The sequence below is a fragment of the Rhizobium atlanticum genome, from assembly GCF_030182485.1.
Classification (GTDB): Bacteria; Pseudomonadota; Alphaproteobacteria; order Rhizobiales; family Rhizobiaceae; genus Rhizobium.
The window spans coordinates 205281-228344 of the sequence record NZ_JAQJCJ010000005.1 but is presented as its reverse complement, the minus strand read 5'-3'; the positions used below and the strand labels follow the sequence as shown (position 1 = coordinate 228344).

At 60.8% G+C, this 23064-nt stretch carries 24 protein-coding genes; 17 read left to right on the top strand and 7 right to left on the bottom strand.

What is annotated here, in order from left to right; translation table 11 throughout:
• Positions 1-22 precede the first annotated feature (22 nt).
• On the bottom strand, positions 23-217 hold the full coding sequence (locus PH551_RS09960) for a hypothetical protein (RefSeq protein WP_064711990.1): 195 nt from the start codon (positions 215-217) through the stop codon (positions 23-25).
• A 625-nt stretch (positions 218-842) separates the two neighbouring features.
• On the opposite strand from PH551_RS09960, the gene PH551_RS09955 reads away from it, so the two are divergent.
• Positions 843-1085 carry a BON domain-containing protein gene (locus tag PH551_RS09955; protein ID WP_285192864.1) on the top strand — a complete coding sequence of 81 codons (243 nt, stop codon included), beginning with the start codon at positions 843-845 and terminating at the stop codon, positions 1083-1085.
• A 269-nt stretch (positions 1086-1354) separates the two neighbouring features.
• Positions 1355-1927 carry an NUDIX domain-containing protein gene (locus tag PH551_RS09950; RefSeq protein WP_350223850.1) on the top strand — a complete coding sequence of 191 codons (573 nt, stop codon included), beginning with the start codon at positions 1355-1357 and terminating at the stop codon, positions 1925-1927.
• Here PH551_RS09950 and PH551_RS09945 read toward each other — a convergent pair.
• Together PH551_RS09945 and PH551_RS09940 are read right to left on the bottom strand one after the other, a co-directional pair.
• Positions 1890-3173, bottom strand: coding sequence for an O-acetylhomoserine aminocarboxypropyltransferase (locus PH551_RS09945; RefSeq protein ID WP_183699469.1), 1284 nt, complete (start codon positions 3171-3173; stop codon positions 1890-1892). The two genes, PH551_RS09950 and PH551_RS09945, sit on opposite strands and share 38 nt — an antisense overlap.
• Positions 3174-3292: 119 nt before the next feature.
• Positions 3293-3721: a CoA-binding protein gene (locus PH551_RS09940; protein ID WP_097598388.1), complete on the bottom strand. Its 429-nt coding sequence runs from the start codon at positions 3719-3721 to the stop codon at positions 3293-3295.
• Positions 3722-3837: 116 nt separating this feature from the next.
• Between PH551_RS09940 and PH551_RS09935 the strand changes: the two genes are divergently transcribed.
• On the top strand, positions 3838-4161 hold the full coding sequence (locus PH551_RS09935; RefSeq protein WP_285192863.1) for a hypothetical protein: 324 nt from the start codon (positions 3838-3840) through the stop codon (positions 4159-4161).
• A 472-nt stretch (positions 4162-4633) separates the two neighbouring features.
• A complete protein-coding gene (locus PH551_RS09930) occupies positions 4634-5470 on the top strand; it encodes an EamA family transporter (protein ID WP_285192862.1) in 837 nt (278 codons plus the stop codon).
• Here the strand turns inward: PH551_RS09930 and PH551_RS09925 are convergent, their stop codons facing one another.
• Together PH551_RS09925 and PH551_RS09920 are read right to left on the bottom strand one after the other, a co-directional pair.
• The gene (locus tag PH551_RS09925) at positions 5471-6298 is read right to left on the bottom strand and encodes an enoyl-CoA hydratase (protein ID WP_285192861.1); all 828 of its coding nucleotides are present in this window, start codon (positions 6296-6298) and stop codon (positions 5471-5473) included.
• An 82-nt stretch (positions 6299-6380) separates the two neighbouring features.
• Positions 6381-6602 carry a DUF1127 domain-containing protein gene (locus tag PH551_RS09920; RefSeq protein ID WP_285192860.1) on the bottom strand — a complete coding sequence of 74 codons (222 nt, stop codon included), beginning with the start codon at positions 6600-6602 and terminating at the stop codon, positions 6381-6383.
• 71 nt (positions 6603-6673) lie between these two features.
• Between PH551_RS09920 and PH551_RS09915 the strand changes: the two genes are divergently transcribed.
• From PH551_RS09915 to PH551_RS09885, 7 genes are all read left to right on the top strand, one after another.
• Positions 6674-7573: a LysR family transcriptional regulator gene (locus PH551_RS09915; RefSeq protein WP_285192859.1), complete on the top strand. Its 900-nt coding sequence runs from the start codon at positions 6674-6676 to the stop codon at positions 7571-7573.
• A gap of 293 nt (positions 7574-7866) precedes the next feature.
• Positions 7867-8331 (top strand): 50S ribosomal protein L13, encoded by a 465-nt coding sequence (rplM, locus tag PH551_RS09910; RefSeq protein WP_011424898.1) that lies wholly within the window; start codon positions 7867-7869, stop codon positions 8329-8331.
• A 2-nt stretch (positions 8332-8333) separates the two neighbouring features.
• The gene (rpsI, locus tag PH551_RS09905; RefSeq protein WP_011424897.1) at positions 8334-8801 is read left to right on the top strand and encodes a 30S ribosomal protein S9; all 468 of its coding nucleotides are present in this window, start codon (positions 8334-8336) and stop codon (positions 8799-8801) included.
• 305 nt (positions 8802-9106) lie between these two features.
• Positions 9107-10297, top strand: a complete 1191-nt coding sequence (gene cml / locus PH551_RS09900) for a CmlA/FloR family chloramphenicol efflux MFS transporter (RefSeq protein WP_285192858.1) — start codon at positions 9107-9109, stop codon at positions 10295-10297.
• A gap of 206 nt (positions 10298-10503) precedes the next feature.
• Positions 10504-11466, top strand: coding sequence for an agmatinase (speB, locus tag PH551_RS09895; protein ID WP_097598392.1), 963 nt, complete (start codon positions 10504-10506; stop codon positions 11464-11466).
• A 61-nt stretch (positions 11467-11527) separates the two neighbouring features.
• Positions 11528-12460: an N-acetyl-gamma-glutamyl-phosphate reductase gene (gene argC, locus PH551_RS09890; protein ID WP_285192857.1), complete on the top strand. Its 933-nt coding sequence runs from the start codon at positions 11528-11530 to the stop codon at positions 12458-12460.
• A gap of 4 nt (positions 12461-12464) precedes the next feature.
• Positions 12465-13256 carry a sulfite exporter TauE/SafE family protein gene (locus PH551_RS09885; RefSeq protein WP_285192856.1) on the top strand — a complete coding sequence of 264 codons (792 nt, stop codon included), beginning with the start codon at positions 12465-12467 and terminating at the stop codon, positions 13254-13256.
• A 22-nt stretch (positions 13257-13278) separates the two neighbouring features.
• Here the strand turns inward: PH551_RS09885 and PH551_RS09880 are convergent, their stop codons facing one another.
• Positions 13279-14382: a COX15/CtaA family protein gene (locus PH551_RS09880; RefSeq protein ID WP_285192855.1), complete on the bottom strand. Its 1104-nt coding sequence runs from the start codon at positions 14380-14382 to the stop codon at positions 13279-13281.
• A gap of 114 nt (positions 14383-14496) precedes the next feature.
• On the opposite strand from PH551_RS09880, the gene PH551_RS09875 reads away from it, so the two are divergent.
• Together PH551_RS09875 and PH551_RS09870 are read left to right on the top strand one after the other, a co-directional pair.
• Positions 14497-14706, top strand: a complete 210-nt coding sequence (locus PH551_RS09875) for a DUF2842 domain-containing protein (RefSeq protein WP_003573983.1) — start codon at positions 14497-14499, stop codon at positions 14704-14706.
• A 118-nt stretch (positions 14707-14824) separates the two neighbouring features.
• Complete coding sequence (locus tag PH551_RS09870; protein WP_285192854.1) at positions 14825-16066, top strand: GNAT family N-acetyltransferase; 1242 nt, start codon at positions 14825-14827, stop codon at positions 16064-16066.
• Positions 16067-16095: 29 nt separating this feature from the next.
• Here PH551_RS09870 and PH551_RS09865 read toward each other — a convergent pair whose 3' ends face one another.
• Positions 16096-18261: a GumC family protein gene (locus PH551_RS09865; protein ID WP_285192853.1), complete on the bottom strand. Its 2166-nt coding sequence runs from the start codon at positions 18259-18261 to the stop codon at positions 16096-16098.
• A 189-nt stretch (positions 18262-18450) separates the two neighbouring features.
• On the opposite strand from PH551_RS09865, the gene PH551_RS09860 reads away from it, so the two are divergent.
• Genes PH551_RS09860 through PH551_RS09845 form a run of 4 tightly spaced genes read left to right on the top strand, consistent with a single transcriptional unit; the run spans position 18451 to position 23055 of the window.
• Complete coding sequence (locus tag PH551_RS09860) at positions 18451-19026, top strand: polysaccharide biosynthesis/export family protein (RefSeq protein ID WP_285192852.1); 576 nt, start codon at positions 18451-18453, stop codon at positions 19024-19026.
• A 3-nt stretch (positions 19027-19029) separates the two neighbouring features.
• A complete protein-coding gene (locus PH551_RS09855) occupies positions 19030-20196 on the top strand; it encodes a glycosyltransferase family 4 protein (protein WP_085777742.1) in 1167 nt (388 codons plus the stop codon).
• A gap of 55 nt (positions 20197-20251) precedes the next feature.
• Positions 20252-21814 (top strand): undecaprenyl-phosphate glucose phosphotransferase, encoded by a 1563-nt coding sequence (locus PH551_RS09850; RefSeq protein WP_285192851.1) that lies wholly within the window; start codon positions 20252-20254, stop codon positions 21812-21814.
• Positions 21811-23055 (top strand): O-antigen ligase family protein, encoded by a 1245-nt coding sequence (locus tag PH551_RS09845; RefSeq protein WP_085777740.1) that lies wholly within the window; start codon positions 21811-21813, stop codon positions 23053-23055. Before PH551_RS09850 ends, PH551_RS09845 begins: the two co-directional genes overlap by 4 nt.
• Positions 23056-23064: the final 9 nt, after the last annotated feature.

Below are 23064 nucleotides of genomic sequence, written 5' to 3'. Positions count from 1 at the left end.
GTTGAAGAATATCTCCTGCCATTCAGTGCGAGATGATCGCACGACCGCTGGAGGCCAGATGCTGTGTAATGGCGCGCCGTATTTCAGTAACCGTGTCGAAGAGCCTGTTGTCCAGGTCGATGACATTGAAGCGGACAGCGATGAATTTGAGGCGGTTTTCCACGGGGACCGCGATCCCGACTTCCTGACCATTGAATACGACAGCTTGCTTTTGCATAACAAACCTCGGGCGCGCCACACGGGAGCACCATCTTAGAAAAGTGGAACAAAGGGTTTAGGACGCGTCAGATTGCCGTCGTAGGTCGGTATCGGATCGAGACGAGATCACGCATTCGCTGCACCACCGCGAAGAAACGAAGACGGACAAACAAAGTCATGATCCTCCCTCAAGCGAGGTCAAACGATCGCTGAGCAGCGCCAACAAGCGCCGACATTTCGGAACTTCTCGCTAAAAAACGTAGTCGAGAAATTTCAAGTAAGCAACTGATTTTTGTATTTATTTAGCGCTTTAAATCGTATGACAATTACCGCAGGTGCGAAGTTATAGATGATGTACGTTCATCCAACCTGTCGTCGAGGCCGGCTGGTGGGACCGACGTAAGCGACAGGGCCGTTATTGGGCAGGTCGAAGACCCAGTACGAACGATAGCTAGCGCCAATGTTTGCGGGGCTAACCGGCATAACAGGGGCGATGTTCCGCTCCTGCGCTGCCTTCCAGAAGCTGCCGGGACCTACCTTCATGATGGCGGTACGCCTTCCGTTATGGCTTCTCGGACCTAAGTCCCTATCGCGAACCAAATTACCAGTTCGCTGTTTCCTTCGTATCACGAAGGAGGACTGCCATGAGCTTTGAGCCTGAAAGCCTAGCCAACGATCAGCTTGCGAGCGTGCAGGCCGCGGTGTCAGCGGAACCAGAGCTGGAAAGCTCGTCCATCTCTGTAAGCATGGTCGGCAGAAGCGTCCTGTTGGAGGGCTATGTGGCCGGCTACGGTGATCGGGAGAAGGCGACGGCGATCGCCGCTTTGATCGCGGGCCCGGAGAACGTGCGTGATAGGATGCAGGACCGGGAAGAGATAAACGGGTAACGCGTCACCAAGCGGGAACTTTCCGACCGGTATTGTGGTCACCGCCGGTTCGCCGCCGCCTTATCCGCCTTGCTAGATGACATGTTTGTGACGTAGAGCTGTCCCATCACCGCGACGCAGGAAATCGGCTGACACTATATTGCTTGAGCGCGAAACAACGGTACGTACAACGTCGCCGCGGCGGACCGTGTACCAGGCTGCGGGAGTTTGCCCGACGGCTCGGGCGGACGAAACGCCTCTAGTGCTTGTGCGGAGCAAACGCACGGTGACTGGGGATTCCCAAAGGCACGATCGAGGATGGCGAGGCCAGTGCCCAGACCGCCGAGCGCGAAGCTTTCGAAGAAGCCGGAATAATTGGCTCGGCGGTCACGAAGCCAGTGGGTCATTTCGAATACGAAAAAGAGAGTAATGGCACCCAATACCACGTTACTGTCCATATCCTATCGGGAAGCGGCTTGCGGTCGATATTCCGAAAGCGGAGTTCTGGAGCGGCTTTGCGTTCCGTTGCTGGGCAGCCCGCCCCGTTGTCCTCCACTGCAATAATTATGTCTGGTCCTTCCATGGCCGGCGTAATCTCAACGCTTCCGCCCTTGTCGTTCGGGAAGGCATACTTGAAAGCGTTTGTGACCACCATCAGACTGATTGACCAGGCCTTGTTGGAGGAAACGAGTAGTTGCGGGCTGCTGCCCTCAGGGCGATTGGTCTCACATCGCGCAGCAGATCGGCCAACCCCTGCGCCAGCCATTCCAGGTTGTCGGCGATGTCGACTGAGGCGCAAAAGCGAGGCCACGGCAGCCAGGACAATCAGATCTTCGAGAGCGCCTGCTCTAGATCGGCGATGATGTCCTTGACGTCTTCAATGCCGATGGAAAGCCGCACCACGTCGGGTCCGGCACCGGCGGCGATCTTCTGCTCGTCACTCAGTTGCCGGTGCGTCGTCGAGGCCGGATGAATGACGAGCGAGCGGGTGTCGCCGATATTCGCAAGATGGGAGAAGAGCTCAACTCCTTCGACCAGCGTCTTACCAGCCTCATAACCGCCCCGGACGCCGAAGGTGAAGACAGAGCCTGCGCCCTTCGGCGAATAACGCTGCTGCATGGCATGGTTCGGATCGTCTTCGAGGCCGGCATAATTCACCCAGGCGATCTTGCTGTGCGCCTTCAGCCACCGGGCGACGGCGATGGCATTGTCGCTGTGGCGCTGCATCCTGAGCGGCAGTGTTTCGATGCCGGTGAGGATCAGGAAGGCATTGAAGGGCGAAATCGCTGGGCCGAGATCGCGCAGGCCGAGCACGCGGGCAGCGATCGCGAAGGCGAAATTGCCGAAAGTCGCGTGTAGAACCATGCCGTTATATTCCGGCCGCGGGCTCGACAGCATCGGGTAATTGCCTGACTTCGACCAGTCGAAGGTACCGCCGTCGACGATAAGGCCGCCCATGGAATTGCCGTGGCCGCCGAGAAATTTGGTCAGCGAGTGCACGACGATATCGGCGCCGTGCTCGATCGGACGGATGAGATAGGGTGTTGCCATCGTGTTGTCGACGATCAGCGGCAGGCCGTGGCGATGCGCGACGTCGGCAATGGCGGCGATATCGACGAAGGTGCCGCCCGGATTGGCAAGGCTTTCGATAAAGATGCCGCGGGTCTTGTCGTCGATCTGGCTTTCGAAGCTCGCCGGATCGGCGGAATCGGCCCATCGCACCTGCCAGCCGAAATTCTCGAAAGCATGGCCGAACTGATTAATCGAGCCGCCATAGAGCTTGCGGGCGGCGATGAAATTTTCGCCCGGGCGCATGATGGTGTGGAAGACGATCATCTGCGCCGCGTGGCCGGAGGCGACGGCAAGGGCCGCCGTACCGCCCTCAAGCGCGGCGACGCGTTCCTCGAGCACGGCCTGCGTCGGGTTCATGATGCGGGTGTAGATATTGCCGAAGGCCTGTAGGCCGAAGAGGGCGGCGGCATGATCGGAATCGTTGAAGACGAAAGCGGTCGTCTGGTAGATCGGCGTCACCCGTGCGCCGGTAGCCGGATCGGGCTGAGCGCCTGCGTGGACCGCCAAGGTGTTGAATCCAGGATCGTTCTTGGCCATGTCGCCCTCCGAATTGTTGCTCACAGGGCAGGATCATAGCTTGTCGCCGACGAAAGTTAACCGCGATCCGTTTCAACCCTTGGGCGTTCGGTGGAAAATCCGTCTCAGGGCAGCCCCCATCAGGCAATGAGACGAGGATATTCGATCGCCGGGCAGCGGTTCATCACCACTTTAATGCCGGCAGCCTCCGCCTTTGCCGCCGCGGCATCGTTGCGGACGCCAAGCTGAGCCCAGATCACCTTCGGCAACGGCCTCAGCGCCAACGCCTCCTCAACGACCCCATCGAGATATTCGGCGGCGCGAAAGACATCAACCATATCGATCGGCACCGGAACGTCGGCAAGACGGGCGTAGACGGTGCGGCCCTGTATCTGTTTGCCCGCCTGCCCCGGATTGACCGGTATGACCTCATAGCCGCGCGACAGCAGATAGCCCATGACGCCGTTGCTCGGCCGGGCCGGATTGGGCGAGGCACCGGTCAGCGCGATGGTCTTTACCGACTGCAGGATTCCGGCGAGATAATCATCCGTGTAGGCGTCGTGATCCATTTCCGTTTCTCCATTCCGGCAGCGCCTGTGAGCCTGCCGGCATTTTTTTGCATTTCGGCAGAACCGGCTGCACGTGTTTGCGTATATAAGAGTTGAATGGCTCTGAGGATGATTCAATGAGAAAAATTGCTCTTGCCCTCATGCTTGTGCTCGCCGCATCACCGGCAGCAGCGATCTCGCGCTACAATCCGCTCACCATGAGCTGCGCCGGCGTGCGGGCGGCCATCCACAATCAGGGCGCCGTGATCTTCCGCTACCAATCTCCCCGCGGGCTGCCGCTTTATGATCGCTACGTGCGCAACAGCAATTATTGTGACGCGACCGATTATGCGGAATGGACCCATATCCCGACAAAGGACGATCCACGCTGCCCGGTTCTGAACTGCCAAAGCCTAGACAACCTTGACGGGATGCTCCTCGTTCCGCATCATCAGCTCTGACCTCCCCGCCGCCGCAACCCCTGCAGGCGCCGATCGCCTTCCGCGCTTGCAAACAGGCTTCCAGTTCAATCGCGCGATGCGAACTCTCTGAGAACATACAATCTGAAGCTTCTTTTTTCGCGTATATCAAAGTTATAGAAGAATATCTGTATTTCAGCAGCATAGAAAGATCCGCCATGGAATTCCCTCAGCTGCTTTCCCCTTCCATTCCCCATAAGGTCACCATATGTTCTCTCGTCCATTAGAAACATCTCATAGTTGAGAAGATCGCGTGGATTGAACGCATATCGCGCGCACGTAAAACTTGTCGTCATACCCCGCCATTGTTTGCATATTGAAAGAATGATATTGGAGCCGAGAACGCATCCGCGACCGCGGCAATGCATTTCGTGCAAATATCAGTTGTCTTTCCAGAATTCTGCCCCGTCGGGGCGAGGCGCTTCGCCTTCTTCCGCAGCACCGGACCTATCCCTTGCCTCTCGACGTCATCCTGCTCGTTCTGTTCGGTGCGTTGCTGCATGCGACATGGAACGCGATTGTCAAAGCGGGCAGCGATAAATCCCTGGATGCGGCGTTGATTTCGGCCGGCGGCGCAGTGTCCGCGTTGCCGTTTCTGGCATTTCTGCCGTTGCCACAAAGCGCGGCCTGGCCGTTCATCGGCGCCTCGGCCATCCTGCAGTTCGCCTATTTCCAGCTGGTTGCCGCCGCTTACCGAGCCGGTGATATCGGCCTCGTCTATCCGATGATGCGTGGTTGCGCACCGTTGCTGGTTGCCGCGACAAGCGGCATCGTCCTGCGCGAACATCTTTCCGGCGCCGCTCTTGCCGGCATCATGACGATTTCAGCCGGCGTCCTGACGCTCGCCCTGGAGGCTCGGCGCAGCAGCGGCCATGCGGTCGCCTTCTCGATTGCCAATGCGTTCGTCATCGCCAGCTATACTTTTGTCGATGGCATCGGCGCACGCCTTTCAGGCAGTGCGGTTTCCTATACGTTGTGGATGTCGCTGCTGCCGCCGATACTGCTGTTTGCCTGGGCGGCATCCCAGCGCGGCAGCTTGACGGTGTTGCATCACGTTCGCCGCAACTGGTGGCGCGGCCTGATCGGCGGCGCGGGATCGATTGCATCCTATGGGCTGGCACTTTGGGCGATGACGAAGGCGCCGGTAGCGACCGTTGCCGCACTGCGGGAAACTTCGATCCTCTTTGCGCTGGTGCTCTCCGTTGCCGTCTTCAAGGAAAAAGCCGGCATCTGGCGTTACGTCGCCGGCGTCGTCATCGCGGTCGGCGTGCTGGTTCTGAAACTCGCCTAATCATTCGCCCTTCCATTCCGGCTTGCGCTTGCCGAGAAAGGCGCCGATCCCTTCCTGCGCGTCCTGCGTCAGCATGTTGTCCACCATCACCATAGCGGCATAATCATAGGCCGCCACCACCGGCAGTTCGAGCTGCCGATAAAACGCTTCCTTGCCGATTTTCAGGATCAGTGGCGATTTGCCGGCAATCACAGCGGCATATTTGGAAACGACCTGCGCAAGATACTGCTTCGGCACGATGCGGTTGACGAGGCCGAAATCCTTGGCGGTCGAGGCGTCGATCGTCTCAGCGGTCAAGAGCATCTCTATAGCCTGCTTACGATGCGCGGCACGGGAAACGGCCACCATCGGCGTCGAACAGAACAGGCCGATATTGACGCCCGGCGTGCAGAACGTCGAAGTGTCGGTGCAGATCGCCAGATCGCAGGATGCGACGAGCTGACAGCCCGCAGCCGTTGCAAGCCCATCGACCTCGGCGATGACAGGTTTTGGCAGATGCGCAATCTTCAGCATCAAATCGGCGCAGAGCCTGAAGCTTTTCTCGAAGAAAGCAGCGCCCTGATCTTCGTCGACGCGATGAGCCGTGAGTTCCTTAAGGTCGTGGCCGGCGGAAAAAACGGCGCCGGTCGAGGCGATGACGACGACGCGCACATCCAAATCCGCCTCCGCCTTTTCGAGCTCGGCCATCAGCGCTTGGAGAAGCGCGATCGACAGCGCATTAGCCGGCGGGTCGTTAAGCATGAGCCGCAGCACGCCGTCGCGCAACGAGCGGAGCAACAATCCGTCAGTCCTGTCCGCTTCCTTTCGGAAGGATACGATTTCAGCCATGATGCTGCTCCCTGCGCTCGATTTCCACACAGCCGTTCTGCCACACGGCGCCGCCCATTTCGAGCAGGATACGCCGTCGCAGTCAAAACCAGAACCATGATTTCGATCGCTCTGCCTTCGCCTGCGCAGGGGTCAGACCGATATCGCGAAGCTCGTCATCGGTGAGTTCCGACAGCTTGCGGCGGCTGCGACGCTTTTCGAGCCGACACTCTATAGCCGCCAGCAGCCGCCTGCCCCAGCGCGCCCTCTCGCGGCGTTTCAGCCGAAGGGCGCTGCCCAAGCTTTCGTCGAATTCCACGGTCATCCTTCATCCTTTCCTGACGGACGAAAGATGCGCTGGAAGACGCAGCGAAAGAAGCTTATGGGTATTATTATATGCATAAGGATTTCTTTGGCATGCTCCTCAATCTTGATCAGCTTGCGACGTTCATCAATGTCGCCGACCTCGGCAGCTTTACGGCTGCGGCCGACAAGGAAGGCGTGACGCAGCCGGCCGTCAGCCTGCAGATCAAGGGGCTCGAAAAGCGGCTCGGCGTCAGGCTGATCGAGCGCGTCGGGCGGCGGGCGCAACCGACGGCGGCGGGCATCGACCTGCTTTCGCATGCAAGGCGTCTGCTTCAGCAGGCAGCCGCGGCGGAAGAAGCGATGATGCCCCACAGGGATGGCGCCAGCGGCCGGGTGCGCATCGGCAGCGGCGGCACGGCATCGATCCATCTGCTTCCCCGCGCCATCGCCGCCGCCCGGCAGTCCATGCCTGGCCTCGAAATCACCGTCTCGATCGGCAATGCCGAAGATATCCTGCGCGATCTGGAAGCCAACAGCCTCGACATCGCCGTTGTGGCCCTGCCAGCATCGGGACGGAACTTCGAGATCGAACCCTTCTACGAAGAGGAATTGCTGGCTGTCGCCCCCGCGGGCAGCCCCGTGCCCGAGGGTGGACCGGACCCGGCCTTCATGCGCGGCAGGACGCTGCTGCTTTACGAGGGCGGCAATACGAGGCGGGCAATCGACGCGTGGCTAGCCGCCCCGGATATCAGGATCCGACCGGCGATGGAGTTCGGCAGTATCGAAGCGATCAAGGAACTGGTGGCCGTCGGACTCGGCTGGTCGATCCTGCCGGGGTTAGCGGTGAAGCGCGACCGCGCCGGTCTCCTGACGACATCGTCGCTGCAGCCGAAGCTGACACGCCGCCTCGGCATGGTTCTTCGCCGGGACAAACATCTGACACGCGGCCTCCGGGAAATGATAAAAAGCCTGCGTTCCTTTGAGGATTAGCGATGGTTTTCGACCGACGGCGGCGCAACGCTGAAAACTTTAAACGGGCAAATATTCAGCCTGATTGTGGGGTACCACAACACCACACAGATAAACGTTTGTTTTCACTTGTTCTTTTTTCTGACGGTCGCGAAAGCCGATATTGACCCTGGGTCACATTGCCTTTATACACCGCGACAGAACGCAGCCCGTCCGGGACTGCTTTCTTTTTGGCAGGTTCGCGCTTGCCAATCCAAGCAACAAGAAACGCCCTTAAAGCCCTCGGGCCAAGGGTCCTAAAAGAGAGTATTGACATGGCAACCTTCTCACAGAAGCCTGCAGAGGTGGAGAAGAAGTGGGTGATCATCGACGCCGAAGGGCTGGTCGTTGGCCGTCTCGCTTCCATCATCGCTATGCGCCTGCGCGGCAAGCACAAGGCAACCTTCACGCCCCATGTTGACGACGGCGACAACGTCATCGTCATCAATGCCGACAAGGTGGTTTTCACCGGCAAGAAGTATTCCGACAAGGTCTACTACTGGCACACCGGTTATGCCGGCGGCATCAAGGAGCGCACCGCACGTCAGATCATTGAAGGCCGCTTCCCCGAGCGCGTCCTCGAAAAGGCCGTCGAACGCATGGTTCCGCGCGGCCCGCTCGGCCGTCGCCAGATGAAGAACCTTCGCGTTTACGCCGGTCCCAACCATCCCCATGAAGCCCAGCAGCCGGTCGCCCTCGACGTTGCCGCGCTCAACAAAAAGAACGTAAGGAGCGCCTGATCATGGCTGACCTCTCCTCCCTGAAGGATCTCGGCACATCTTCCGAAGCTGCCGCTCCGGCCCACGTCCGCAAGGTCGATTCGCTCGGCCGCTCCTACGCGACCGGCAAGCGCAAGGACGCCGTCGCCCGCGTTTGGGTCAAGGCCGGCTCCGGCAAGATCATCGTCAACGGCAAGGACTTCACGGCTTACTTCGCCCGTCCGGTGCTGCAGATGATCCTGCGCCAGCCGATTGTCGCAGCTGCCCGTGACGGCCAGTTCGACATCATCGCAACCGTTGCCGGCGGCGGTCTTTCCGGCCAGGCCGGCGCTGTTCGCCACGGCCTCTCCAAGGCGCTGACCTACTTCGAACCGGGCCTGCGCTCGGTACTGAAGAAGGGCGGCTTCCTGACCCGTGACAGCCGCGTCGTCGAGCGCAAGAAGTACGGCAAGGCAAAGGCCCGCCGCTCCTTCCAGTTCTCCAAGCGTTAATCGTTTCGGACAGACGGAATTACGAAGGCCGGGGAAACCCGGCCTTTTTGTTTGGGCGTTTGATGAATTCCGGAATCGCCTCGCCGGTCGCCATTGCCGCACTCCGGTTCTGCTGGTAGAAATCCGACAGAACGCTTCGCAAACGAGCGGAGCCGCAATCAAGGTCGCATCATGGGAACAACCAAGTCCGCAGACAACTAAGCCGCAACAACTTTGCGCTGTTGTTGCGGCATCTGTCCCAGCAAATCCGATACTGATGAAAGACAGATCGCCGCCGAATGAAATCATTTGAGCGGATCTTACCCATGTCTTATCCGAAAATTCCGTCGTGGAATTATTCCGTGCCGGCAAGCTTGTTGCTGATGGCTCCTTTCGACATCCTGGCGTCGCTTGCCATGGACATCTATCTGCCGGTTGTGCCGACGATGCCCCAGGCGCTCGGCACCTCGCCTGAAGTCATCCAGTTGACCCTCAGCCTCTATATGCTTGTGCTCGGCGTCGGCCAGATTGTCTTTGGTCCGATCTCCGACATCGTCGGGCGGCGGCCCGTGCTGATCGGCGGGGCGGCACTATTTGCCGTTGCGTCCTGTCTGCTTGCCGGGGCCTCATCCGCACTTCTCTTCGTGGCCTTGCGATTGTTGCAGGCGATCGGCGCCTCGGCGGCTGTTGTCGCCACCTTCGCAACAGTGCGCGACGTCTACGCCGAGCGGCCGGAAAGCAGCGTGATCTATAGCCTGCTCGGTTCGCTGCTATCGCTTGTGCCTGCGTTCGGGCCGGTCGTCGGCGCGGTGGTTGCCGACCACTATGGGTGGCGAGCCATCTTTCTCGTCATCGGCCTGCTGTCGATCATTGCAACTCTCAATGCCAGCATGCGCTGGCATGAAACCCGCCCGGTTACGTCGGCGACAACCATCGCAATAGGTCCGATCCTCGCGAGCTTTCCCTTCTGGATCTACACGACCGGCTTCAGCGCAGCGATGGGAGCTTTCTTCGTCTTCTTCTCGACCGCGCCCCGCATCCTGATCGATCGGGCCGGTTTTTCCGGCATCAGCTTCAGCTTCGTCTTTGCTTCAGTGGCATTGGTGATGATTGTGACGGCGCGCCTTGCCAAACGGTTCATCACACGCTGGGGCATCGCAGGGAGCCTCGCAAGAGGCATGGCGCTGCTGCTTGTCGGCGCGGTGATGCTTGCCATGGGAGAGGTGTTTTTGCAGGAACCGCTTGTGCGCCTCATTCTGCCGATGTGGATCATCGCCATCGGCATTGTATTTGCGACAGCCGTTACGGCCAATGGTGCACTTGCCGCATTCGGCAATAGCGCGGGAACGGCCGTGGCGCTCTACTTCTGCGTCGAAAGCCTGCTGGTCGGTGCTGCAGGCACATTGTTCGTGGTTCTGCTCGACGGCGACACGGCCTGGCCGCTGGCGGCCTATACCGGGGCGGCAGCGTTGATAACCCTGGCTGGATTGCGCCAGCTTGCCCGGAAGGCCGTCTGAGGCCGCAGAATTGCGGCAGCGCCAACCGCAGAGCGACCGTCAAGCGGGGATCGCTTGAAATCTCGGCGCACCTCGCCTACCCCTTACCGGCCCCGAACGGAAACATCCATTCCTTTCGGGGATCGGGCAGTCGTGACCGGTGGCCAGGCGATATAAGGTCGACATCGAATGCGATTATGCTAGCGCGGACAGAGAAGGAGCCCCCCTTGGCGAACAAGACCATCGATCATGCCTTCACAGCGACCAACCTCACTTCGGCCGCCAGCGATCCCACCTTTGCCGGCGCTCTGTCCTTCATGCGCCGCCGCTTCACCAAAGAACTTGCCGGCGTCGATGTCGCCGTCTGGGGCATCCCCTTCGACGCCGCCACATCGAACAGACCGGGCACGCGCTTCGGCCCGCAGGCGATTCGGCGCGCCTCGGCGATATTCGACAACGATGCGCAATATCCCTTCAACCGCGAACTGTTTGCCGACATGGCGGTGATCGACTATGGCGATTGCCTGCTCGACTACGGCAACCATCAGGACACGCCCGGCGCCATCGAACGCCAGGCCAATGCGATCCTCGACAGCGGCGCCTTTCTGCTGACGCTGGGCGGCGATCATTACGTCACTTGGCCGCTGCTGAAAGCCCATGCGGCAAAACACGGGCCTCTCGCGCTGGTGCAGTTTGACGCTCACCAGGACACCTGGTTCGACGAAGAGCGGCGCATCGACCATGGCTCCTTCGTGGCGCGGGCCGTGCGTGAAGGCATCATCGATCCCGACCGCTCGATTCAGATCGGCATCCGTACCCATGCGCCGGAGGATTGCGGCATCAATATTCTCTATGGTCATCAGGTCGAGGAGATGAGCGGCGGCGACATTGCCTCGGCGATCATCTCTCATACGCGCGGCGCCCCCGCCTATCTCACCTTCGATATCGATTGCCTGGATCCTGCCTTTGCCCCAGGCACCGGCACGCCGGTTGCCGGCGGTCCGTCGAGCGCCAAGATCCTCTCGGTGCTGCAGCGTCTGCACCAACTCGATATCCGCGGGGCCGACGTGGTCGAAGTGGCGCCGCCTTACGACCATGCCGATATCACCGCCATTGCGGGGGCAACGGTGGCAATGTATATGCTTGGCCTTCATGCCGAGCGGCGCGCCATTGCGGCGTCACAAGGCTGATTTATCATCGTTCAAATTGAATCCGGAAATCCTCAGAACCCATTGAAAGCGCAGGTCTAACATGGCACCGAAAATCTTCATCGATGGCGAACACGGCACAACGGGTCTGCAGATCCGTACGCGCATGGCCGGCCGCCGCGATGTCGAGCTTCTGTCCATTCCCGAGGACGAGCGGCGCAACGCCGCCATGCGCGAGGACATGCTGAACAGCGCCGATATCGCCATTCTGTGCCTGCCTGACGACGCGTCGAAGGAAGCGGTTCAGATGGTTTCGGGCAACAACAACGTGCGCGTTATCGACACCTCGACGGCCTTCCGCGTCAATTCCGGCTGGGCCTATGGCTTTGCCGAAATGGACGGTGCACAGGCCGACAAGATCAAGGCCGCCCGTTTCGTCTCCAATCCCGGCTGCTATCCGACAGGCGCGATCGGCCTCATTCGGCCGCTGCGCGCCGCCGGCATTCTGCCGGATGGCTATCCGGTGACGGTCAACGCGGTTTCCGGTTATACCGGCGGCGGCAAGCAGATGATCGCGCAGATGGAAAACCCAGATCATCCGGATGCGATCACCGCGCCGCATTTCCTCTATGGCCTGCCGCTCACTCACAAACATGTGCCGGAGATGACCGTGCACGGCCTACTCGACCGCGCACCGATCTTCTCGCCGTCGGTCGGCAAATTCGCACAGGGCATGATCGTGCAGGTGCCGCTGCATCTCGACAATCTCGCCGAGGACGCGACGATGGAAAGCATCCACGCGGCACTGGTTGCCCATTATGCCGGACAGGGCATCGTCACCGTCGTGCCGCTCGCCGAAAGCAAGGCGCTCCCCCGCGTCAACGCCGTCGAGCTCGAGGGCAAGGACACGATGAAACTCTTCGTCTTCGGTACGCCGGGTGGTTCCCAGGTCAATCTTGTGGCGCTGCTCGACAACCTCGGCAAGGGTGCCTCGGGTGCTGCCGTGCAGAACATGGACCTGATGCTCGCCAGCTAAGGCCATGATGCTGGATAGGCTTGTCGCCGACATGCAGACGTGGTTTGCCGCCGCCCTGCCCGGTCACGGCATTTATGCGCTGATGGCGTTTGCCTTGATCGCGGGGCTAGCCCGCGGCTTTTCCGGTTTTGGCGCAGCGTTGATCTTAGTCCCGCTCGGCGGCGCCATCGTTGGCCCGAAGCTGGTCTCGCCGATCCTGCTCGTCATCGACGGCATCGCCACACTTGGGATGATCCCACCCGCCTGGCGCGACGCCAACCGGTCCGAAGTTTTCGTCATGGCGGCTGGTGCGGCACTCGGCGTCCCGGCCGGCACGGCGCTGCTGGCGCTGCTCGACCCGACGCTGCTGCGCTGGAGCGTCACGATCATCGCCATCAGCCTGCTCGCGCTTCTCGTATCGGGATGGCGCTACCAAGGCGCGCCGTCAGCGCCGCTCAGCAGCGGCGTCGGCCTGATCGCCGGACTTTTCAGCGGCGCCGCGCAGCTCGGCGGACCACCTGTCGTTGCCTACTGGCTCGGCGGCAAGAGCGACTTCGCGCGCGTCAGAGCGAATGTCGTGCTGTATTTTTCGACCTCGTCCGTCTTCAGCGCCATCAGCTATTATATCGGCGGTCTGTTCGTGCCCGCTGTCTTCGCCCTCACCGTCGTTATCCTGCCGAGTTATGCGCTGGGTCTCTATGGCGGCTCGAAACTGTTCGGGCTTGCCGAGGAGCGGACCTCCCGCATCGCCTGCTACATGCTGATCGCAGCGGCAGCCATCATCGGCATGCCGCTGCTCGACGGCGTGCTGCGTTAGAACGAATGACAGCCTCCCGCTTTCAATCGCGTTCGGTGATCATCGTCTCGTGCGGGTATTCGCCGTAAAAGCCACGCCAGTTGGCGACGGCGAAACCGAATACAACAAGCGCGCCGGCCTGATGCAGCAGGCCCCAGTGAAGCGGCACCTGCATCAGTAGCGTGGCAATGCCGATCGCCGCCTGAACGGTCACCAGCGCGAAAAGCACGACGGCGCGGCGGGCATGGGTGGTCCAGGGTGCGGCGCGAAGGGCGATCACCATGTTGATCAGCACCAGTGCGAAGAGCGTATAGGCGCCGATGCGGTGGATGAACTGCACTGTCTTCGGGTTCTCGAAGGCATTGATCCAGAAGGGCTGCTGAATGAGCAGATCGGAGGGAATGACGGCGCCATCCATCAATGGCCAGGTATTGTAGGAAAAACCGGCATCGAGTCCCGCCACCAGGGCACCGAGATAGATCTGGAACAGCGCGAAAATGGCGATCACGGCAGCGAAGCCGCGCGAGCTGCGTGCCGGCGCCGGATCGTTGGAGTGCGGCGACAGCCCGCGCATGATCCACATGCAGCCGGCAAAGATTAGGCAGGCCATGACGAGATGCGTCGCCAGCCGGTACTGACTGACATCAGTGCGAATGGAAAGGCCTGAGGACACCATCCACCAGCCGATGAAACCCTGCAGGCCGCCGAGCGCCAGGATGCCGACGAGCGGCCAGCGCAGGCGTTTCTCGATCCGCCCCGTCAGCCAGAAAAAAAGAAGCGGCAGCGCGAAGATCACGCCGATGCCGCGGGCGATCAGCCGGTGCGCCCATTCCCACCAGAAGATGCTCTTGAATTCGTCGACGGTCATGGAACTGTTCAATTGCTGAAATTCGGGAATGCGCTGGTAGAGGCGGAACTCCTCTTCCCATTCCGCGGCCGACAGCGGCGGAACGACGCCATGGATCGGCTTCCACTCGGTGATCGAGAGGCCGGAATTGGTGAGCCGCGTTGCCCCTCCGACGAGCACGAGACAAAAGAGCGCCAAAAGCACAAAGCCGAGCCACAGCCGCAAGGCGCGGCGGGCGCGGTTCTGCTTGCGTACTTCGCTCAGGATCGCCTGTTCCGTGGTGAGGTCCGCGACGGCCATGATGTCTCCTTCTATCCGGCAGTTGATTTGCCCCACCGGCTCATGCAAAACAAGCCCCGAAGCTTTGCGGCATGCCGTCGCGCCGCTCCGCGCTACCCATACAAGAGATAAACAATGCCCGTCCGCCTTCGCAAATTCATCGGCACGATCCTTATCATCGTGCTTGTGCTCGTCTATGCGCTGGTGGCGAACACGATCGCGGTGGCGACGCTCGGCAACGCCCCCTGGTGGGGGCACCTGCTCTACTTCCTTTTGACCGGCCTGCTTTGGGTATTGCCGGCAATGGTGATCATCAAGTGGATGGCCGGGCCGCGGCAACAGTAGGCCATTAACGGCCGAATAACCGTGATCGGCGGAAAACCCCGCCGATGGGCGGCGGTTAAACCAAATATATGTCCTGCACACCTACCTTCCCGTTCAGCATTTTGACCGGAGAGTTCCCGTGCAGACGCAAAAGCTCGATATTGATGAACAGTCGTCAGATGATGGCGCGCTGGCCGATATGGCGATCTCACGCCTGCGCCAGGTGAGTATGAAACTTGCCATGGCAAAAATCGACATCTCGGTTTTCGACGCGATGCAGCCACTGGAGGATGATTGGCGGGCTCTGGAGGTCGATGATCTCCATTCGCTTCATCAAAGCTATGATTGGTGCGCCGCCTGGGTCAATGCCTTTCAGCGGCCGCTGGCAATTCTCAAGGGCACCTATGCCGGCGAGACCGCCTTCATTCTGCCGATCGAGATTGTCAAATCCCGTGGATTGACCGTCGCAAAGTTCATCGCTGCCGATCACAGCAATATCAATACCGGTCTGTTCTCCGGCAATTTCGCCGAAAGTGGCGGGAGCATCGACGCGCAGAAGTTCGCGGCGCAGCTTCGGCAGGCCTTGAAGGGCCATGCAGATCTGCTGCTGCTGCAAAACGTCCCGCTGGAATGGCGCGGGCGGCAGACCCCGCTCACCGGACTGCCGATGGTGCAGAACCAGAACCACGCCTATCAATTGCCGTTGCTCTCCCATTTCGAGGAGACGCTGAAGCAGCTCAACGCCAAGAGCCGACGTAAGAAGTTCCGCGTTCAGTCGAGGCGTCTGGAAGCAGCCGGGGGCGTCGACTACGTCATTCCACAAACATCGCAAGAGCAACACCACCTGCTCGACATCTTCTTCCGCTTGAAGAGTGCTCGCTTCGCGAGCCTTGGCCTGCCCGACGTCTTCGCCGATCGCGAAACTCAGGCCTTCCTGCACAGCCTCATCGACAAGCGAGATGATGCGAGACAGTATTTCGCCCTGCAGATGCATGCGCTGCGGCTGAAGGGCGAAAATAAAGACGGGATCGCCGCGATATCAGGGATTTCGCGCAAGGGCGACCATGTCATATGCCAGTTCGGGGCGATCGACGAAGACCTTGTACCGGATACGAGCCCCGGCGAGTTCCTATATTGGCAGGCGATCGCCGGGCTGCATGGCAGAGGTGTCGCGCTGTTCGATTTCGGCCTCGGCGACCAGACCTATAAGCGTTCCTGGGCACCAGTGGAGACCGCGCATTATGACGTGGTCGTGCCGGTCTCGCCGTTCGGAGTCGCCGCAGGCGCCGCGCACCGGATCGTCACCCGTAGCAAGGCGCATATCAAGGCGCGTCCCAAACTCTATAAATTGGCCCAGGGCATCCGCGCACGGATCGGCTGAAATCGCTGAACACTTTCGCGCGACATGCGCTAGGCAGCCTGCCCGAGCTCCTGCTCGTCCGCTTGGCCGCCCGACATCAGCACCACGCGCTGATAGCCCGCCGCCTGGAACTCCGTCATCAGGTTAACGAAGATCGTCTCCTCTAGCTGCGGCAGGGAGAGGATAATTTCAACATCCCGGCTGCGCGTCAGCCGCGAGACGCCGGCGACATCGGCCGCACCGCATTCGACCACCACGACGTCGTAGGCGGCGGCGAGCGCATCGAGCAGCAGTGACAGCCGGTCGACACCGCGCATGGCGCGGCGCACGTCGCTCTGGCCCTGCGGGATCAGATGGGCATCGGAAAGCCGATCACCATGGATCGTGTCGCCGAAGGCGGCCTCGCCGCACAGCAGATCGGTGACACCAAGAGCTGTCTGGTCCTCGGCCATCAATTCTGTGGGATAGCCGGAGCCGGTCATATCAATCAGTATGACGCGGCGGCCGGCATCAGCGAGCATGCGCGTCAACGCAACAGTCGCCGCCGAACCGTTGTCGCCAGTTGGAGATATGGCGATTGCCAGCGGCGCGCGGCTGCCCGTGAGGTAGTCCGCAACGGAGGCAATGGAAAATTCATTGTCGTCCTCCGGCGCCTCTTCGGCGGCCGCCGTTTCTTCGATCACGTCCTTTCCGTCATCCTCCGTGACAACGGCGAGCATGCTCGGCTGGACGGGCCTTCTGACGGCTGGGGCGGCCTGCGCCACTTCCCTGTCTTCCGCGACCATTTCCGCCTTGACTGCGTCACGGGACGTATCGACGGCACGAAGCGCCCGACCGCTGAAGAGTTCGGCGAGCATGGTGACGATGGCGCTCAGGATCAGCGTCGCGATGGCCGCGACGACAACGATCGGCACCACCTTCGGGAAATAGGGATCGACCGGCTCGATGGCCCGGGAAACGATACGGGCGTCCGCCGGGCTGGAATTGCTGTCGGCGCGCGAGGCGGCCTCGCGGTAACGAACCAGATAGGTTTCGAGCAGCTGGCGCTGGGCGTTTGCCTCACGCTCCAGCGCGTTGAGGCCAACCTCGTCTTCGCCGGCACGGGCGCTGTTGGCCTGAACCGCGTCCTTCTGGCGCTCGAGCTCGCTTGCGCGGAGGTCGGCAACCTTCGCCTCATTTTCGATGCTGGCCAGAATCTTCTGCGTCTCCTGGCGGATTTGGCGGCGAATATCGGAGAGCTGGGCGCGCAGGCTCTTCAGCCTCGGATGACTGTTGAGGAGGCTGGTTTGCAGATCCGATATTTGCGACTGCAGGCCCGATTCCGTCGCCTTCAGCCGCTGGATCGCCTGGGAAGACATGATGTCAGGCAGCGTATCGGAGGCTTCGCCCGATGACAGCGCATTGCGCACCGCCTGCGCCCTCGCCTCGGCATTGGCCTTGTCGCCCCGCACCCGGGTGAGTTCTGCGGAGATGTCATTAAGCTGCTGGGTGGGGAATGTGGTCGTGCCGTTCGTTTGCAGCAGACCGTGGTTGGTGCGATATTCGGCGACCTTCTTCTCGGCCTCGCTGACCTTCTGCCGCAGGTTTTCGATCTCCGGCTCGAGCCAGCGCGTCGCTTCCGAATTGGAGGCGAGCTTGGCGCCGCTCTGGGTGGAAAGGTAGACGTTCGCCATGGCGTTCGGGATGGCGGCGGCGAGCTTCGGATCCTTCGACGTGAAATTGATGCCGATGACGCGCGAACCCGGCACTTGGTAGACCTGCAGCCGCTCGACGAAAGCGTCGATTACCCGTTCTTCCGGAGGGTTCTCGATCGGATTCTTCTTCAGATGCAGCTTCACCAGGATGCTGCTCATCGCCGAGCCGTTGGCGGCATCGTCGAATTCCGGCAGATTGTAGAGTTTCAGGTCGTTGATCACCTTCTTGAGGAGATCAGCCGATTGCAGGAGCTGCACCTGGCTGGCGATATTCAGCTCGTCCATCAGCGGCCCGGCGCCGGCTTCGTTCGCCTGCTGAGTGCTGGCGAAGGCCGGCGCGCGGGGTTCGATGAGGATGCGTGTTTCGCTGCGATATTGCGGCGAGATGATCTTGGCGCCGGCAAAGGCGACGCCGGCCGCCGCGAGCGTGATCGTCAAAATCCTGAGCCGGCGCGCCCAGACGGCGCGAACCAGCTGGCCGAGGTCGATGTCCACATCCTGATCACGCACTACGCCGGACATGCTCTTACTCCACAACAAACGTGCCGCAAGCGTAAACGACCATGGTAACGCAACGGTTAATGGAGATCCTGCCCAGAAATAGCGGCGATCGGCAAAGAACTGGCAAATTGTCATACGCCTTTTACCCGGCATTAACCCTAACGGATCGATAACGGCTGCACCGAGTTCATTTTCTGCGAGCACAAGCGGATGTCTGTCGCCCCGCCCAAGATCCTTTTGGCCCTGAGCCTTGCAGCCATCACGGCGGCATTGGGCGGATGCACGACGTATAAGCCGGCTCCAAAAGCCTTCAACGAGGCGACCATCCAGCCCTATGCGCTTGATAGCGGCGACCGGCTACGCATCACCGTCTTCGACCAGCAGAGCCTGACCAATACCTACACTGTGGATCAGGCCGGTTATATCGCCTTCCCCCTCATAGGCCAGGTCCCCGCCCGCGGCCGAACCCTGCAGCAACTTTCAGGACAGATCGCCCAGAAACTGCAGCAGGGCTATCTTCGCGATCCCGATGTCACCATCGACGTCGACCGCTACCGCTCGATCTTCATCATGGGCGAAGTCGGGCAGCCCGGCCAATATGCCTATGTTCCGGGCATGACCGTGCAGAACGCCATCGCGGTTGCCGGCGGCTTCACCAGCCGCGCCAACCAGAGCATGGTCGATGTCACCCGCAAGATAAACGGACAGGTCCTGACCGGCCGCATCAACATATCCGGCCCGATCATCGCCGGCGACACGATCTACGTTCGCGAACGGCTCTTCTGAGCAATGACAAGAGAGAGGCCGCTCCGCATTCTCCACTGCTTCAGGTCGCCGGTCGGCGGAATTTTCCGCCATGTCCGCGATCTGGTCGAGGAGCACAGCAAGGCGGGCCATCACATCGGCATCCTTTGCGACAGCTCGACCGGCGGCGAGCACGAGGACAGACTGTTCGACGATATCCGCCCATATCTCTCGCTCGGCCTGACGCGCGTGCCGATCCGCCGCTCGGTCAGCCCGTCCGATATCGCGACGATGTGGGATACGTACAAGAAGATTAAAAGTTTGCGGCCGGATGTGCTGCACGGGCACGGCGCCAAGGGCGGCGTGCTCGCGCGACTTGCCGGCTCAGCCCTGCGGGTGAACAGGTATCGCGTAGCCCGCCTCTATACCGCGCATGGCGGAAGCCTGCATTATTCGCGCTCCTCATTCACAGGACAGTTCGTCCTCAGGATGGAGCGCCTGCAGGAATATTTCACCGATGCGCTGGTCTTCATCTGCGAATACGAGCGCGACACCTATACCCGCAAGGTGGGCAAGCCGCGGACGAAGACGAAACTGATCTATAACGGCATCGGAGAGCGTGAATTCGAGCCGATCCACACCCGGTCGGATGCCGTGCATTTCATTTATGTCGGAATGCTTCGGGACCTCAAGGGTCCCGATCTGTTTGTCGATGCCTTCGCCAAGACCGAGCGGCTGCTCGGCAGGCCCCTTTCGGCGCTGATGATCGGCGACGGACCTGACCGGGACCGCTACCGCGAGATGATGATCGAGCGCGGCCTCGGCAAACGGATCGGCATGCTGCCGGCAATGCGTATCCACGAAGCCTTTGCCATGGCGCAAAATCTCGTCGTCCCCTCTCGCGCCGAAGCCATGCCCTATATCGTGCTCGAAGGGCTGGGAGCCGGCAAGACGATCATCGCCAGCCGCGTCGGCGGCATTCCCGAAGTGCTCGGCAAGGACAGTCCGGCTCTTGTCGAGCCAGGCAATTCCGACGATCTCGCCCGCGTCATGGCGGAAGCGCTCAGCACGCCCGGCTGGCACGCCAGAACAATGCCGTCGCATGAGGCGGTAAAGGCCGTGTTTTCCTCCACGGTGATGGCTCAGGATGTGCTGAAGCTGTACCATGAACTCGTCAATCCCGCCGGACAGGCAGTGTCCGTCGCCCTGTAAATATTTCTTAGGGGCTTTCTGGTATTCGCTTGCTGACAACGAGCGATAAAACCCCATGAACAAATTGGAAAAAAGCGATCAATTCGACGTGGAAGCGCTGCGCAAGCAAATTTCCGACATCGAGGCGCGCCGCAACGCAGGTCAGGCGCACTCCGCCGAACCGGTCGAAATCAATCCTTATGCCCGGCAGATCGCCGAACAGTTCCGCGACGGTACCCGTTCCCCTGTCATTATTATCGGTCAATTGCGGCTGCTGGAATTCCTGGCGCTCTTTTTGATTGCCCTGATCGTCCACTACTTCTGGCCGGGCGACGGCAGCGATCCCCTGCTGGTGCGGGCAGGCATGGCCGCGATCGCTTCGGCCTCGACCGTCATCGCCCTGCAGCTTGCCGATACCTATACCATTCCCGCACTCCGGGCGAAGCTGCGGCTGATGCCCCGTATTCTCGCCTCCTGGACGATCGCGCTTGCCCTTACCATCGGCCTGTTCACGCTCATCCGCGGCACGACATGGACGATGGCCGATGCCTATGTTCCCTGGTTTGCCGCCGGGGTGCTGTTTCTCTCTGCCGAGCGTTTCCTTGTCGCCTATGGCATCCGCAACTGGGCGCGCAACGGCATCATGGAGCGGCGCGCCGTCATCGTCGGCGGCGGCGAACCGGCCAAGGAGCTGATCCGGATCCTCGAACAACAAGCCGACAACGACATCCGCATCTGCGGCATCTTCGACGACCGCGGCGAAAAACGCTCGCCGATCATGGTCGCCGGTTATCCGAAGCTCGGCACAGTGGCGGAACTCGTCGAATTCGTGCGGCTGACGCGCATCGACATGCTGATCATCGCCCTGCCGCTTTCGGCTGAGGCGCGTATCTTCGATCTCCTGAAGAAGCTCTGGGTCCTGCCGGTCGATATCCGGCTTGCGGCGCACGCCAACCGGCTGCGCTTCCGGCCACGCGCCTATTCGCATGTGGGCGCTGTTCCGATGCTCGACATTTTCAAGATGCCGATCCGCGACTGGGATTCCGTCGCCAAACGCGGCTTCGACATCTTTTTCACTCTGGTCGCGCTGGCGCTGCTCTGGCCGCTGATGGCTGCAACCGCGATCGCCATCAAGGCGACCTCGGAAGGCCCCGTCTTCTTCATGCAGAAGCGTCACGGCTTCAACAACGAAGTCATCAACGTCTTCAAGTTCCGCTCGATGTACACAAACATGGCCGATCCTACGGGCAAGGCCGCGGTGACCAAGGGCGATCCGCGTGTCACTCGCGTCGGAAGGTTCATCCGCAAAACCTCGATCGACGAGCTGCCGCAGCTTTTCAACGTGCTGCGGGGAGATCTCTCGCTGATCGGTCCGCGTCCGCATGCGGTTCTTGCCCAGGCGCGCGACCGCGCCTTCGCCGATGTCGTCGAAGGTTATTTCGCCCGCCACCGCGTCAAGCCGGGCGTTACCGGTTGGGCGCAGATCAACGGCTGGCGCGGCGAGGTCGACAATGACGAGAAGATCAAGTTCCGCACGGCCTACGACCTCTATTACATCGAGAATTGGTCGCTCTGGTTCGATCTCAAAATCCTATTCCTGACGCCGATCCGGCTGCTCAACACGGAAAACGCCTATTGAGCGCGGTCGAGGCGACATATTCGCGTGTCGCCCAGCCGCAACGGGCGGCGCTGCGGCTCATCGGCTCGGCCTTCGTCGCCTTTGGCGTTTTCCTCTCCGGCTTTGTCATCGATGAGCCGGCACCTTATGAACTCTGGATGGCGGGGCTGATTGGCCTCTGGTTCATCCTGGGCCTCAGAATTTCGCGCAGCGTTGCGCCGTTGCTTGCCCTGCTGCTCACTTTCAATATTGGCGGCATGCTGTCGCTGACCCAGATGAAGGACCTCGCAACGGCACCGATGTATATTGCCGTCTCGACGTTCCTGGCGCTGACCGCGGTTTTCTACGCGGCGATCATCGAGGACAGCCATAAGCGGCTGCCGCTGATCTTCAACGCCTGGACCATGGCTGCCGTCGTCACGTCGGCGCTCGGCGTGCTCGGCTATTTCCACGCCTTTCCGGGCTCGGAAGTATTTACTCTTTATGATCGCGCCAAAGGCGCGTTCCAGGATCCGAACGTCTTCGGCCCGTTCCTGGTGCCGCCGTCGCTCCATCTCGTCCACGGCATTCTGGTCGGCGATCTGAAGAAATCGCCGTTGAAGGCGGCCGCCCTTCTCGTGATTGCCCTCGGCATATTTCTCTCCTTTTCCCGCGCCGCCTGGGGTCTCTTTGCGCTCGGCGTCATGCTGTTGATTTTCATCATGCTGCTGAAGGAGCGCAGCGGCGCCTTCCGCTTGCGAGTGCTGATCCTGTCGCTGGCCGCGATCATCTTGCTGGTCGCATCGCTGCTCGTGGCGCTGCAGATCCCAAAGGTCGCGGAGTTGTTTTCGACACGCGCCCAGCTTGTGCAGCAGTATGACGGCGAACATCTCGGCCGTTTCGAGCGCCACAGGATCGGTTTCACCATGATGATGGAGCGCCCGCTCGGCATCGGCCCGCTCGTGTTCGGCACGATGTTTCCCGAGGACGAGCATAACATCTGGCTGAAGTCGCTCACCTCCTATGGCTGGCTCGGCTTCGTCAGCTATGTCGGAATGCTCCTCTGGACGCTCATCCTGGGTTTCCGGAACCTGCTTCACGACCGGCCCTGGCAACCCTTCCTGATGATTGCCTGGATCTCCGTTCTCGGCCACGCGGCGATCGGCAACGTCATCGACATCGACCACTGGCGCCATGTCTATCTGCTCTTCGGCACGGTCTGGGGCTGCGCGGCGCTGGAAGTGCGCCACAGGCGAGGCCGAACTCCCAAAGGAACGGCGTAGTCTGCCGCC